The sequence below is a fragment of the Nonomuraea sp. NPDC003560 genome (genome assembly GCF_042878785.1).
Taxonomy (GTDB): domain Bacteria; phylum Actinomycetota; class Actinomycetes; order Streptosporangiales; family Streptosporangiaceae; genus Nonomuraea.
On record NZ_JBIAOF010000018.1, the window covers coordinates 1 to 13,083 of the forward strand.

The 13,083-nt window shown below is 71.0% G+C and carries 12 protein-coding genes and 1 riboswitch; of the genes, 5 read left to right on the top strand and 7 right to left on the bottom strand.

What is annotated here, in order from left to right; all coding sequences use genetic code 11:
* Window positions 1-314: 314 nt before the first annotated feature.
* Complete coding sequence (locus ACFYUV_RS46505) at window positions 315-2,405, top strand: S9 family peptidase (RefSeq protein ID WP_387681411.1); 2,091 nt, start codon at window positions 315-317, stop codon at window positions 2,403-2,405.
* Window positions 2,402-3,400, top strand: coding sequence for an L-glyceraldehyde 3-phosphate reductase (gene mgrA / locus ACFYUV_RS46510; RefSeq protein ID WP_387681414.1), 999 nt, complete (start codon window positions 2,402-2,404; stop codon window positions 3,398-3,400). Before ACFYUV_RS46505 ends, mgrA begins: the two co-directional genes overlap by 4 nt.
* A 41-nt stretch (window positions 3,401-3,441) precedes the next feature.
* Here the strand turns inward: mgrA and ACFYUV_RS46515 are convergent, their stop codons facing one another.
* Complete coding sequence (locus ACFYUV_RS46515) at window positions 3,442-5,817, bottom strand: YbhN family protein (protein WP_387681417.1); 2,376 nt, start codon at window positions 5,815-5,817, stop codon at window positions 3,442-3,444.
* 425 nt (window positions 5,818-6,242) lie between these two features.
* On the opposite strand from ACFYUV_RS46515, the gene ACFYUV_RS46520 reads away from it, so the two are divergent.
* Window positions 6,243-8,255, top strand: a complete 2,013-nt coding sequence (locus ACFYUV_RS46520) for a molybdopterin-dependent oxidoreductase (RefSeq protein WP_387681420.1) — start codon at window positions 6,243-6,245, stop codon at window positions 8,253-8,255.
* On the opposite strand, the gene ACFYUV_RS46525 is transcribed toward ACFYUV_RS46520, so the two are convergent.
* Window positions 8,233-8,979 carry an alpha/beta hydrolase gene (locus tag ACFYUV_RS46525; RefSeq protein WP_387681423.1) on the bottom strand — a complete coding sequence of 249 codons (747 nt, stop codon included), beginning with the start codon at window positions 8,977-8,979 and terminating at the stop codon, window positions 8,233-8,235. The two genes, ACFYUV_RS46520 and ACFYUV_RS46525, sit on opposite strands and share 23 nt — an antisense overlap.
* A 93-nt stretch (window positions 8,980-9,072) precedes the next feature.
* On the opposite strand from ACFYUV_RS46525, the gene ACFYUV_RS46530 reads away from it, so the two are divergent.
* Window positions 9,073-9,624: a PadR family transcriptional regulator gene (locus tag ACFYUV_RS46530; RefSeq protein ID WP_387681426.1), complete on the top strand. Its 552-nt coding sequence runs from the start codon at window positions 9,073-9,075 to the stop codon at window positions 9,622-9,624.
* On the opposite strand, the gene ACFYUV_RS46535 is transcribed toward ACFYUV_RS46530, so the two are convergent.
* Window positions 9,613-10,539 carry a GNAT family N-acetyltransferase gene (locus tag ACFYUV_RS46535; protein WP_387681429.1) on the bottom strand — a complete coding sequence of 309 codons (927 nt, stop codon included), beginning with the start codon at window positions 10,537-10,539 and terminating at the stop codon, window positions 9,613-9,615. The genes ACFYUV_RS46530 and ACFYUV_RS46535 overlap by 12 nt on opposite strands.
* Window positions 10,540-10,614: 75 nt before the next feature.
* On the opposite strand from ACFYUV_RS46535, the gene ACFYUV_RS46540 reads away from it, so the two are divergent.
* Complete coding sequence (locus tag ACFYUV_RS46540) at window positions 10,615-11,064, top strand: hypothetical protein (protein ID WP_387681432.1); 450 nt, start codon at window positions 10,615-10,617, stop codon at window positions 11,062-11,064.
* Here ACFYUV_RS46540 and ACFYUV_RS46545 read toward each other — a convergent pair.
* The 4 genes from ACFYUV_RS46545 to ACFYUV_RS46560 form a co-directional block, all read right to left on the bottom strand.
* Complete coding sequence (locus tag ACFYUV_RS46545) at window positions 11,030-11,383, bottom strand: hypothetical protein (RefSeq protein WP_387681435.1); 354 nt, start codon at window positions 11,381-11,383, stop codon at window positions 11,030-11,032. The genes ACFYUV_RS46540 and ACFYUV_RS46545 overlap by 35 nt on opposite strands.
* 24 nt (window positions 11,384-11,407) lie before the next feature.
* A complete protein-coding gene (locus tag ACFYUV_RS46550; RefSeq protein WP_387681438.1) occupies window positions 11,408-11,791 on the bottom strand; it encodes a VOC family protein in 384 nt (127 codons plus the stop codon).
* Between the two features lie 4 nt (window positions 11,792-11,795).
* Window positions 11,796-12,116 (bottom strand): DMT family transporter, encoded by a 321-nt coding sequence (locus ACFYUV_RS46555; RefSeq protein ID WP_387681441.1) that lies wholly within the window; start codon window positions 12,114-12,116, stop codon window positions 11,796-11,798.
* Between the two features lie 33 nt (window positions 12,117-12,149).
* Window positions 12,150-12,211, bottom strand: a riboswitch (guanidine-III (ykkC-III) riboswitch).
* Between the two features lie 23 nt (window positions 12,212-12,234).
* Complete coding sequence (locus ACFYUV_RS46560; RefSeq protein ID WP_387681443.1) at window positions 12,235-13,032, bottom strand: class I SAM-dependent methyltransferase; 798 nt, start codon at window positions 13,030-13,032, stop codon at window positions 12,235-12,237.
* Window positions 13,033-13,083 lie beyond the last annotated feature (51 nt).

The following is a 13,083-nucleotide window of genomic DNA, read 5'->3' on the forward strand; positions in this document are numbered from 1 at the left end:
TTTCAGCCGTTCAAGTCTCTGTCAAATTGACCGGACTTGCTCGACCTGCTGGAATTAAGTCGCGCCCCGCTTCCGGGACAACCCCTCTAACTTACCAGCCTGTCGCTCGGTTAGCGAACCGATCTTCAAACCCGCGAGCCAGAAGGGATTGCCGACGTTACGCGTCGCAACGCACCAAAGTCACCGGAGTGAAGGGAGTGGGTTGCGCCGCACCTCGTCGGCTTCTAAAGATTAGCAGCGCTCCCGACCACTCGGGACGCGTTCCGCAGCTCTCCCGGCCACAGAACGATCACGGCCGAACATAGACTCCCCCCGTGAGCAGCAACACGCCGCCAGTGGCGAAGAAGGTACCGACTGAGCGCATCCATCACGGCGACACGTTCATCGACGAGTACGCCTGGCTAAGCAACAAGGACGACCCGGACACAACGGCGTACCTGGAGGCAGAGAACGACTTTCTCAAAGAGCACACCGCGCATCTCGCCGAGCTCCAGGAGCAGGTCTTCCAGGAGATCAAGGGGCGCACCCAGGAGACCGACCTGTCGGTGCCGAGCCGCAAGGGGGCGTGGTGGTACTTCACGCGTACCGAGGAGGGCAAGCAGTACGCGGTGTCCTGCCGGGTGCCGGCCGACAGTGACGCGCCGCCGCAGATCACGCCGGGCGAGCGCCTTGAGCGCGAGCAGGTCGTGCTCGACGGCAACGAGCTCGCCGGCGACAGCGCGTTCTTCTCCGTCGGCACCAGCGCCGTCACGCCCGACGGGACGATGCTGGCCTACTCGACCGACTACAAGGGCGACGAGCGTTTCACGCTGAGGTTCAGGAACCTTGAGACGGGCGAGGTGCTGCCCGACGAGATCAAGGACATCTTCTACGGCGGCGCCTGGTCGGCCGACGGGTCGGCGTTCTTCTACACGCGGGTGGACGACGCCTGGCGTCCCTACCAGGTCTACCGGCACACCCTCGGGACGGAAGAGGACGTCCTGGTCTACGAGGAGACCGACGAGCGCTACTGGGTGGGCATCGGGCTGACCCGCAGCGAGCGGTACCTCGTGCTGGGCGCGGGCAGCAAGATCACCAGCGAGGTGCGCATCCTCGACGCCGCCGACCCCACCGGCGAGTTCCAGGTCGTCCGGCCCAGGAAGACCGGCGTGGAGTACGGCGTCGAGCACGCGGGCGACTTCTTCTACGTCCTGCACAACGAGAACGCCGAGAACTTCGAGCTGGCCACGGCCCCCATCGACGAGCCCGGCACCTGGACCCCGCTGATCGGGCACCGCGAGGACACCCGGCTGCTGGAGATCGACGCCTTCTCCGACCACGCCGTCGTGCACTTCCGCCGTGACGGCCTGACCGGCCTGCGGGTGCTGCCCTACAGCGCCGCGGGCGCGGGCTGGCGGGAGCGGATCGAGGCCGCCGAGCGGAACGCGTACGAGATCGACTTCCCCGAGCCCCTGTACGACGTCGGCCCGGCGGGCAACCCCGAGTTCACGACGACGCGGCTGCGGCTGGCGTACACGAGCATGGTGACGCCGCCGAGCGTCTACGACTACGAGCTGGACTCGCACGAGCTGATCCTGCTCAAGCAGCGTCCGGTGCTGGGCGGCTACGACGCGGGCGACTACGAGCAGTTCCGGGAGTGGGCCACGGCCGAGGACGGCACGCGCGTGCCGATCTCGATCGTCAAGCGCAAGGACACCACGACGCCGGCCCCGACCCTGCTCTACGGCTACGGCAGCTACGAGACCTCGATCGACCCCGCGTTCTCGGTGCCCCGGCTGTCGCTGCTCGACCGCGGGTTCGTCTTCGCCGTCGCGCATGTCAGGGGCGGCGGCGAGATGGGCCGTCACTGGTACGAGGACGGCAAGCTGACCAGGAAGCGGAACACGTTCACCGACTTCGTGGCGGCGGCCCGGCATCTCAAAGCGGGCGGCTGGAGCGGGCGGATCGTCGCGCGCGGCGGCTCGGCGGGCGGGCTGCTGATGGGCGCGGTGACGAACCTGGCTCCCGAGGAGTTCGCCGGGGTGGTGGCCGAGGTGCCGTTCGTGGACGCGCTCAACACGATCCTCGACCCGTCGTTGCCGCTGACGGTGATCGAATGGGACGAGTGGGGCGACCCGCTGCACAACCCGGACGTCTACGCGTACATGAAGAGCTATTCGCCGTACGAGAACGTGGACGGCAGGGTGTACCCGCCGATTCTGGCGATCACCAGCCTGAACGACACGCGGGTGCTCTACCACGAGCCGGCCAAGTGGATCGCGCGGCTGCGGGCGACCGCGTCCGGCGGGCCGTTCCTGCTCAAGACGGAGATGGGCGCGGGACACGGCGGGCGCAGCGGCCGGTACGACGCCTGGCGCGAGGAGGCGTTCGCGCTGTCCTGGATCATCGAGAGGGGGACGGCGTGAGCTTCGTGGCCGACGAGCGGCGTTACGAGCGTCAGCCGTACAACCGCAGCGGGCGCAGCGGGCTGCGGTTGCCGGCGGTGTCGCTGGGGTTGTGGCACAACTTCGGCGACGACCGGCCGATCGAGAGCTCGCGGGCGGTGCTGCGGCGCGCGTTCGACCTCGGGGTGACGCATTTCGACCTGGCCAACAACTACGGCGTGCCGTACGGGTCGGCGGAGCGGAACTTCGGGCGGATCCTGCGGGAGGACTTCGCGGCGTACCGGGACGAGCTGGTCATCTCGACCAAGGCCGGGTACGACATGTGGCCGGGGCCGTACGGGGAGTGGGGGTCGCGCAAGTACGTGCTGGCCAGCCTCGACCAGTCGCTCGCCCGCATGGGCCTGGAGTACGTGGACGTGTTCTACAGCCACCGTCCGGACCCGGAGACGCCGCTGGAGGAGACGATGGGGGCGCTGGACCGGGCGGTGCGCTCGGGCAAGGCGCTCTACGCGGGCGTCTCCAACTACTCGGCCGAGCAGACCGCCCAGGCCGCGCGGATCATGCGCGAGCTGGGCACGCCGCTGCTCATCCACCAGCCGTCGTACTCGATGATCAACCGCTGGATCGAGGACGACGGGCTGCTCGACGTGCTGGAGGAGGCGGGCATGGGCTGCATCGTGTACTCGCCGCTGGCGCAGGGGCTGCTCACCGACCGCTACCTGGAGGGCGTGCCCGAGGGCTCGCGGGCGGCGACGAGCCGGTTCCTGAGCGCCGAGCAGATCGACCGGGACCTGGCCCGCGACCTCAACGAGATCGCCAGGGGCCGGGGTCAGACGCTGGCCCAGATGGCGCTGTCGTGGACGCTGCGCGACCCGCGGGTGACGAGCGTGCTGATCGGGGCGAGCAGCGTCCGGCAGCTGGAGGACAACGTGGCGTGCGTGGACGGCCCGGTGTTCACCGAGAGCGAGCTGGCGGCGATCGACAAGGTCACCGAGGCGGTCACGTCGGCCCGCTGATCATCCGCGGCGCACGGGGTCCTGTGCCGCCCGAGGGCGGGTCACAGGGCCTCGTGCCGCTGGAGGTAGGTGAAGGCGGCCCAGCCCGGCAGCACCGGCAGCCAGAACGTGAGCAGCCGGTGCAGCAGCACGGCCGAGGCCGCCAGGTCCCATTCGAGGCCGGCCGCGACCAGGCCGAGGGTGAGCGCGTACTCGACGGCGCCGAGGCCGCCCGGCGTGGGGGCGGCCGAGCCGATGGCGTTGGCCGTGAGGTAGACGACGGCGACGGCGGTGAAGCTCAGCTGACCGCCGAACGCCGCGACGCAGGCGTCGAGGCAGGCCACGAAGGCGATCGTGATCATGAGCGTGCCGAAGGCGGCCTCGATCATCTTGGCCGGCGACTGGAGCACGTCGAGCAGGCGGGGCAGCACGTTCGAGAACAGCCTGCGCATCCGCACGGTCACCATCCTGCGCAGCGGCGGCACGCCGAGCACCACCGCGACCAGCAGCGCGATGGCGAGCATCGCCACGACCAGGCCGCGCGAGGGGGTGAAGGAGGTGGCGGCGTCGGAGCCGGTGATGTAGGCGAACAGCAGCAGCAGGGCGATGTGGAAGACCAGCATGATGAGCTGCGAGGCGCCCACGCTGGCCACCGCGAGCGCCGGCGCGATGCCGCGCTTCTGCAGGTAGCGGGTGTTGATCGCGACGCCGCCGACCGCGGCGGGCGCGACCAGCTTGACGAATGACGACGCGAACTGCACCAGGACGGTACGCCACAGCGGCAGGCGTTCCGGGACGAACCCGCGCAGCATGAGGGCGGCGGCGACGAAGCTGGTGAACGAGGCGATCAGCGCCAGGCCGGACCACCCCCAGTTGGCCGTGGTCACCACCTTGTAGAGGTCGACCTTGCTGAGCTGGGACAGCACGACGTAGGCGGCGACCGTGCTGGCGATGATCGTGATCAGGGTGCGCGGGCGGAAGCGCTCCAGGCGTACCTCTTCGACCTTGCCCTGGGGCTTGAGGGCGACGATGTGGTCGCGCAGGCTCGTGAGCACGTTCTTGGCCTTGGACAGGGCCGAACGGGTCTCCCTGGTCAGGGCGATGCGCTGGAGCAGCGGCATGGCGGCGGCGAGGGCGTCGGGGCCCATCACGGCGGCGGCGGCCCGGACCGAGCGCTCGGCGCCGACGCGCAACGCCAGGTAGGTGAGGAGCTGGGCGATGTCGAGCCGGAGCAGCAGGTCGCCGGCGGCGATCTCGCCGCTGCGGGCGTCGGTCAGCACGACCCGGCCGGCGCGGTCGAGGTGGATGCTGTCGCCGGTGAGCCGCCGGTGTGCCAGCCGCTGGATCTGCAGCAGCTCGACCTGCTCCCAGATCTGGGCGAGCAGGGCGTCGTCGATCTCGGCGTCGGGCACCTCGTCGAGCGGGCGGGTCTCGATGTGCTCGTAGGCGAGCAGGGCGGCCTCGGTGCCGATCTCGCTGGTGCCGAGCAGGCGCGGCGTGCTGGCGCCGGCGGCCTGGGCCGCGTACGCCATCAGGGCCTCGCGTTCCAGCTCGGCCCGGAGCGAGCGGATGGCCCGGCGCCTGGTCTCGGAGTTGAGCCTGATGCGCCGCCACAGCCGGTACGGCAGCCCGGCCACCTGGCGGTCGCGGTCGAGGACGGTGACGTCGAGGCTGGTGCCGTCCTTGAGGCCGATGGCGTAGCGGCGGCTGCCCTGGTGGTCGTCCTCGATGCGGCGGGCGGAGACGGGCGAGAAGGACAGCTTGCGCAGCGCGGCGACCACGGCGCTGCCGGGCGGTCGGGTGTTGGGGCTGCCGACGCCGTAGAGGGTGGCGTAGCCGATGGCCATGCCGACCAGGACGGTCACGATGGCGCTGGGCAGGGTGATCTGCCTACCGGAGAAGTAGGTGAGGATGTAGAGGGCGATCGAGGTCCACATGAGCATGCGCCACGTGGGGCGGCGGGCGATGCGCACCGCGGTGGTGTAGGCGATCACCGAGGTGAGCAGCGTGTTCAGCGGCTCGATCGCGCGGTCGCCGGTGAGCAGGATGCGCAGGTCGGTCAGGCTGCTGGCCTCGATCCACTGGCCGAGCAGGAACGACCCGGCCATGCCGATGATGGCCGCGATCAGCCCTTCCGCGACGCGCAGGCCGTCGCGGTGGAAGACCCGCTCGACGGCGAACGCGGCGGGCACGATCAGCACGGCCGCGCTGCCGATGAAGGCCGCGACCCGGCTGAGCAGCGGGACCATCTCGGCGCCGACCTTGACGTCCTGCTCCAGGCCGTTGAGCGTCTGCTTGGCGACGAGGGCGAGCAGGATCACCGCCGCGAGCACCGCCAGCGTCGCGAAGAAGCGCAGCAGGTCGGACGGCCGCCGCAGCCGCTGGGGAAGGAGCGGCTCGACTACGTAGACGCCGCCGTCGGCGCGTGGCTCGGACACGGCTGGATCCCCTTCCGCGAGGTCCTCCGTGTCATCGTCTCGTTCCCTGATTTCGGCCACCGACAGTGATTCTGCACCTTCCCGGCCGGACCGTACGATCTCTGTTCTCCAGTGTCCTCGTTCGCCGCTCCGGCGCGCGCATCGGGTGAGGACCCGACCGGCATTGACCTGCCCGCGTGTCTGGCATGTTCACTCTCGCGATGCCGGTGCCGGCCCTCGTCGCCCCCGACGCCCGGCGCCCACGGGTGGAACCGCGCGGCCGGGCGGCCCGGTCACGACGCGTCGGCCGAGAACGCCGCGGCCAGGCTGCGCGAGGCAGGGTACACGGTGGAACTCCAACCGTTCACCTTTGGCTTCTTTCACGAGGTCGGCTCGGCGGTGTCGCGGGGACGGCGGGCGCGGGCCTCTCGACGTAGGCTGTGCGTATGTCGGGTGATTTGAGGGTTTTGGGGGCATGTCCGCTTGACTGCCCGGACACCTGCTCCTGGGTCGTGACCGTACGGGACGGGCAGGCCGTCAAGATGCGCGGCAACCCCGACCACCCCTACACCCGCGGCGCGCTGTGCGTGAAGGTCAACCGGTACCTGGAGCACACTCAGGCGGACGACCGCATCCTGTACCCGATGCGGCGCACCGGGCCGAAGGGATCGGGGCAGTTCGAGCGCATCACCTGGGACGAGGCGCTCGACGAGATCTCGACCCGGCTGCGCGCCATCGTGGACGAGCACGGCGGCGAGGCGATCTGGCCCTACCTCGGCACCGGCTCGCTGGGTTACCTCCAGGGCTGCGAGGGCGTGGCGGGCCGCCGGTTCTGGAACGTGCTGGGGGCGTCCAAGCACTGGCTGAACATCTGCTCGGCGGCCGGCAGCAGCGGGCTGTTGAAGGCCAACGGCACCGCCGGCGGCATGGACCCGGAGAACTTCGCCCAGGCCAGGCTGATCCTGCTCTGGGGCACGAACACGCTGACCAGCGGCCACCACCTGTGGAAGTTCATCCAGGACGCCCGCGCGGACGGCGCGCACGTGGTCGCCATCGACCCCATCCGCACCAGGACCGCCGACCAGGCCGACCAGCACCTGGCGATCAGGCCGGGCACGGACGCCGCGCTCGCGCTCGGGCTGCTCAACGTCGTGCTCGCGGAGAACGCCCAGGACGAGGAGTTCCTGGCCGAGCACACCGAGGGCTGGGCGGACTTCCGCAAGGAAATCCTGGAGTACCCGGTGGAGCGGGTGGCGGAGATCACCGGCATCCCGGCCGAGGACGTCCACGGCCTGGGGATGCGTCTGGCCCACACCCGGCCGACCGCGATCCGCGCCACCATGGGCATCCAGCGGCACGCCGGCGGCGGCGCCGCGATGCGCACGATCGCCGCGATCCCCGGCGTGACCGGCGACTGGCGGCATCCGGGCGGCGGCGTGGCGTACTCGACGAGCGGTCACGTGCGCGTGACCGTCGACACCCGCGACGACCTGCTGGCCAAGCCGGTGCGCACGCTGGTCATGACCAAGCTCGGCTCCCAGCTCGACGACGTCAAGTGTCTGTGGGTGTACGCCGCCAACCCGCTCGGCTCGACCCCCGACGCCAACACGATCAGGCGGCAGCTCGCCCGCGAGGACCTGTTCACGGTCGTCATGGAGCAGTTCCCGACCGACACCGTGGACTACGCCGACATCGTGCTGCCCGCGACCATGCAGACCGAGCACATGGACCTGCACGCCGGCTACGGCCACATGTACCTGCTGTGGAACGAGCCCGCCGTGCCGCCGCCGGGCGAGTGCCTGTCCACGACCGAGACCTTCCGCCGGCTGGCCGCGCACATGGGGCTGACCGAGCCGTCCCTGTACGACTCCGACCTGGAGCTGGCCGAGTCGCTGCTGTCGGGCGGGCACCCGTCGCTCGAAGGCGTCACGCTGGACCGGCTGCGCAAGGAGGGGTGGGTGCGGATGAACTACCCCAAGCCGTTCGCGCCGTTCGCCGAGGGCTTCCCGACGCCTTCCGGACGGCTGCGCTTCCCGCCCGCGGGGAAGGCGTACGTGCCCTCGCACACGGCGGTCGCCGACCGGTCGGCGTACCCGCTGACGCTGGTCACGCCGGCCTCGCACACGTTCCTGAACACGATCTTCGCCAACAATCCGGAGCTGCGGCGGCGGGCCAAGGGGCCGGCCGTACTGGTCAACCCGGCCGACGCGGCGGCCCGGGGGCTGGTGGCCGGGCAGCGCGTACGGGTGCACAACGACGGCGGCGAGTTCCTGGCCGACGTGGAGATCAGCGACCGGGTCGCGCCCGGCGTGGTGGCCTCGCCCAAGGGCCGGTGGCCGAAGCTGACCCCAGGCGGCGCGAACGCCAACGCGGTCGTGGCCGAGCGGGACGGCGACATGGGCCGGGGCCCGGCCTTCCACGACAACCTGGTCGAGATCAGCCCTTGTGCCGGTCCATGAACGCCACGACCGCGTCGAGCACCTTGGCGGAGTAGGGGCTGCCGAGCAGGGCCGAGGCGTGCAGCGACTCGCCGGGGATGACCAGCACCTGGTTGTCCGGGGACCTGGTCGCGGCGGCCTCGGCCGCGCGCATCGACTCGGCGCCGCCGTAGGAGTCGTGCTCGGAGCCGATCTGCAGCAGCGGCACGGTGAGCGCGGCGGCGTCGCCCTCGTCGATCTCGCCTGACAGGGCGACGACGCCGGCCACCTCGGCGCCCAGCCGCTCGGCCGCCGGGACCGAGGCCGTGGCGCCGATCGAGCCGCCGACCAGGAACAGCCGCTCGACGCCCTTCTCCTTGGCCAGGCGCTTGCCCATGGCGACCGCGCCGTCCTCGGGGAGGAGGCCGGCGTCCCTGGCGTACAGCAGGACGCGGTATCCGGCGGCGACCAGGCGGTCCGACAGCGGGCGCCAGGAGCACACGGTGCCGCGGCGCTCGTAACTGATCACCACGCCCACCGGGCCGTCGCCGGCGATTACGCCGGGCAGGCCGCGGACGTGGGTGAAGATCTTGCCGTCCTGCTCGGTGAAGCAGCCCGAGACGTTGGGGCCGGTGGGCGGCGCGCTCGGGGCGGGGGTTGTCTCGCTGACATGGGCGGGGGACTCGGCGGCCGTCGTGCGGACGGCGGTGGTGCCGGTGCCGACCGTGCCCCCGCAGCCGGTCAGCCCCATGGTGAGGAGTGCCATCCATCCGACGATCTTTCGCATGGCCGCCGCGCCCTTCTCCTGACTATGTCTGAACTGACATAGTGCCGCAAGCACCATATCCTTGGACCCACCATGACCTCAACGCTCGGATACGCGATCCTGGCCGTGCTGGCGCGCGGCGATCGCACCGGTTACGACCTCGCGGCGGCCATGCGGCGCCCGGTCGGCTACTTCTGGACGGCCGGCCACAGCCAGATCCACGCCGAGTTGCAGAAACTGCGGGCGGCCGGGCTGGTCGGGTTCGAGAGCGCGCACGGGCCCGGCCCGCAGGCCAAGAAGGTCTACCACCTGACCGCCGAGGGCCTGGCGGCGCTGCGGGCATGGGTCACCGAGCCGCCGCGCGAGCGGCCGGAGCGCGACGAGCTGGTGCTGAAGACGTACGCGGCGTGGCTGGCCGAGCCGGAGCTGCTGCGGCGGCTGTTCGCCGGCCAGCTCGCCGCGCACGAGGAGCGGCTGGCCGACTACGAGCGGCAGGAGGCGTCGTTCGGCGGGCGGCCGGCCTTCGGCGACCCCGGGTTCGGCGGCTACGCGACGCTGCGCTGCGGGCTGAGCTACGAGCGGCACCGGGCCGAGTGGTGCCGCTGGATGCTGACCCAGCTCGCCGACGGCCAATCAGCCGAGTGAGAGCTTGTAGCCCTCGTGGGAGGCGGTGAAGCCGAGCGCGTCGTAGAAGCGGTGGGCGTCGGTACGCGACTTGTCGGAGGTGAGCTGGACGACGGCGCACCCCCGGGCCCGCGCCCGGTCGACGGCCCACTGGATCATCTTGCCGCCGAGCCCCTGGCCGCGCGTCGAGGCGGCCACCCTGACGCCCTCGATCTGGCACCGCTCGGAGCCCAGCCGCGACAGCCCGGCCAGGTACGTGAGCTGCATCGTGCCGACCACCTCGCCCTCCCGCTCGGCCACGATCAGCTCGTCGTGCGGGTTGGCCTCGATGCGGTCGAAGGCCATCAGGTAGCGGGTGTCGTCGGGGGCTCCCTCGCGGGCCGCGCCGAGCGGGTCGTCGGCCAGCAGCCGGACGATGGCCGGGACGTCCTCCTTGCGCGCCTGGCGGAACAGCAGGGACAACACGTAGTGGGACTCCATCAGGGACGGGTTGGAGGGCAGGGCCATGACCTTGCCGCTGCGCACGAAGCCCTTGGCCGCGTAGAGCGCGCGGGCGGCGTGGTTGCCGTCGACGGCCCAGAGCTGCACCTGCTCGGCCCCGGCCGAACGGGCCCACTCCACGGACCGGTCGACCAGCCGGGAGGCGAGCCCGCGTCCCCTGGCCTCGGGGGCGACCCACATGGACAGCAGGTGGGCGCCGGACTCCTCCATGAGCATGCACACCAGTCCGACGTCGCCCAGGACATCGTCCTCGGCCACCCACCAGCGCGAGTGCGGGTTCTTCAGCCGCTCGGCCCAGTCCTCGGCGGAGAACGCGACCTCGCGCGCGTATGAGGAGCCGAACGCGTCCGGTGACTCCTGGAGCGCCCGCAGCCGGACGTCCCTCAGCCGTTCCCCTTCGTCCGGCCCCAACTGCACAATGGCGATTTCCGTCATATGGGAATCATGTCAGGGACAGGTCAGGGTCCGTCCCCGATGCCTCATGGGGGCCCGCGGCGGCACCATGAGGACATGAACGAAATCAGTAGACGCGACGAGGTCTCACTGTCCGCGGCGGCCCTGCGGGGCGCCCCTTGGAAGACCGCCGCCATCGGCGGCGTCGTGGTGTCGGCCACCAGTTTCGGGATGGGCCTGGTCACCGGCGGCGGTGACCTGGTCTGGGCCCTGGGCCTCGGCATCAGCCTGTTCGCGCTGATCGCCGCGATCGGCGCGGTCGCCAAGCCGCACGAGGGCGACCGCGTCACCCGCCAGGCCCGGCTCTGGTCGCTGCGGCACCCGTGGAAGTTCGCGCTCCTGCCCGCCGCGATCACGGCGGTGCTCGACTACCCGGTGCAGCTCGTGCTCGACGACGAGGGCGTGTTCGGCTCGGCCGTGCAGGCGATGTGGCACGGCGCGCTGGTCTACCTGATCGCCGCGATCCTGACCCTCACGATGAAGGGACGAGCACGATCTTCCCAGTGACCCGCCGCTCCAGCAGGTCGTCCATGGCCCGGCCCGCCTCCGCCGGCGGCCTTACCTCCGGCGCCGCCGGGACGATGCCCGGCATCGCCGGCAGACCTTCGAGCACGGCCCGGTGCTCCATGGCGTGGCGCAACCCGCGAAGGGCCTGCTCGGACAGCTCGCCGCCGACCGGGTCGACGGCCACGTCCACGGCCCACGCCCTGGCCGCTTCCTTCAGCCCGTCGTAGCCGATCACGTCGTCGGCTCCCGCCCGCCGGGCGCGCTCCCTCTTCTCGCCGGTGGACGCCGCCGCCAGCAGACGACGGCCCTCCACGCTCATGGCGCCGGCATCACCGACGGAACATCATTCCGGCAAGGCCCTCTCCGCCTCGCTCCGGCACACGCAGAACTCGTTCCCCTCGGGGTCGAGCATGGTCACCCAGCCCGTGCCGTCGGGCCTGCGCTGGTCCTGGAAGACGGTCGCGCCGAGGCCGAGCAGCCGCTCGACCTCCTCGTCACGCGTACGGCCCTCGGTGCCGTTGACGTCGAAATGCACCCGGTTCTTGCCGGCCTTGCCCTCGGGCACGCGGATGAACAGCAGGAACGGGTCCTGCGGCGTACGCAGCATCACCTCGTCGGCTCCCGGCTTGTCGCCCTCGGCCAGCGGCCACCCGGTGGCCTGGCTCCACCAGCTCGCGATCTCGTAGGGGTCGGTGGCGTCGACGGTGATGGCATGGATCTCAATCATCGCACTAGTGTCCACCAGCCAGATTGAGCCCCACGACACCGGCCAGGATGAGCGCGATCGAGGTCAGGCGCAGCGGCGACACGTCGTCGCCCATGGCGACCATGCCGAGGATCGCGGTGCCGACGGCCCCGATGCCGGTCCACACTGCGTACGCGGTGCCGACCTCCAGGGACTTGAGCGCGTAGGCGAGCAGGCCGAAGCTGAGGGCGGCCGTGGCCAGGAAGGACAGGGTCCACCCCAGGTTGCTGAGGCCGTTGCTGAGCTTGAGCGACAGTGCCATGGCCACCTCGAACAGGCCGGCCAGCACGATGAGGATCCACGCCATGATCAGTACTCCTGAGGACGAGACGTACAGGTACGTGCGTCGTCTTGGCGTTTCCGGGTACGGCGCGTCTCGTCCGGGAGCGGTCAGCTCAATGCGTACAACGGCTCAGTGAAACGGATCATTCCCACCAGACGGTGACCCACCGGTCACGCGGCACCGGCCACATGCCCAGCTCGACGGCGGTCTCGGCCACCTCCTCCACCCTGGACGGGTCGAGGCACACCCGGCGGCAGGCGCTCTCGGCCAGCTCCTCGACGGTCGTGAAACGTTCCAGGGGCGCCTCCCGCTCCTCCACGCGCACGGGGAAGCCCAGCGCCGCGGCCAGGGCCACGCAGTCTTCGGCGATGGGCCGGACCGGACGGTCGACGCCGTGGAAGTGCCGCCAGAGCGGCGTCATCCAGCTCATGGGATGGCGGTGGGGCAGTTCGAGCACCACCCGGCCGCGGGTGCGGCGGTCGAGCGCCTGGAGGAACTCCGCCAGGTCGGGCACGTTGTAGACCACGTGCGCGGCGACGGACACGTCGACCACCGGCACCTGGTCGGCCACGTCGGGCCAGCGCCCCTCGACGGTGGTGGCGGGCACGCCGAGGTCCATCGCGCGGACCTTCAGGCCCTCCAGCATGGGCGCGGATGTGTCGACCGCATAAAGGTGGCCGATGCGCTCGCGCAGCGGCAGCGACGCGGCGCCGGGGCCCGAGCCGACGTCGAGCAGCGTGCCCTTGTCGGGCAGCGCCTCGGCCAGCCGGGTCATGGTCGGGCCGTCGTCGGGCTCGGCCAGCGCCCGGTCGGTCCGCGTGGCGAACCGGGCCGGCGAGTGGCTCCACGGATCGGCCGGAACCTTGGCCAGGATCTCCTCGGGGATGGCCCAGGATTCCAGTCGCTCCCGCCATCTTGTGGCGAGTTCTTCGGCGTCCATGGAGTCGAGCATGCCACGCATGGGCGGGGTTACCCGCGGGTAGCATTGCAG

What these genes read in the sequence shown, in the direction of transcription:
- ACFYUV_RS46520 (WP_387681420.1), top strand. Translation starts at nt 6,243, where the DNA reads ATGTCGGGTGATTTGAGGGTTTTGGGGGCATGTCCGCTTGACTGCCCG.
- ACFYUV_RS46525 (WP_387681423.1), bottom strand. Translation starts at nt 8,979, where the DNA reads ATGGCACTCCTCACCATGGGGCTGACCGGCTGCGGGGGCACGGTCGGC.
- ACFYUV_RS46530 (WP_387681426.1), top strand. Translation starts at nt 9,073, where the DNA reads ATGACCTCAACGCTCGGATACGCGATCCTGGCCGTGCTGGCGCGCGGC.
- ACFYUV_RS46535 (WP_387681429.1), bottom strand. Translation starts at nt 10,539, where the DNA reads ATGACGGAAATCGCCATTGTGCAGTTGGGGCCGGACGAAGGGGAACGG.
- ACFYUV_RS46540 (WP_387681432.1), top strand. Translation starts at nt 10,615, where the DNA reads ATGAACGAAATCAGTAGACGCGACGAGGTCTCACTGTCCGCGGCGGCC.
- ACFYUV_RS46545 (WP_387681435.1), bottom strand. Translation starts at nt 11,383, where the DNA reads ATGAGCGTGGAGGGCCGTCGTCTGCTGGCGGCGGCGTCCACCGGCGAG.
- ACFYUV_RS46550 (WP_387681438.1), bottom strand. Translation starts at nt 11,791, where the DNA reads ATGATTGAGATCCATGCCATCACCGTCGACGCCACCGACCCCTACGAG.
- ACFYUV_RS46555 (WP_387681441.1), bottom strand. Translation starts at nt 12,116, where the DNA reads ATGGCGTGGATCCTCATCGTGCTGGCCGGCCTGTTCGAGGTGGCCATG.
- ACFYUV_RS46560 (WP_387681443.1), bottom strand. Translation starts at nt 13,032, where the DNA reads ATGGACGCCGAAGAACTCGCCACAAGATGGCGGGAGCGACTGGAATCC.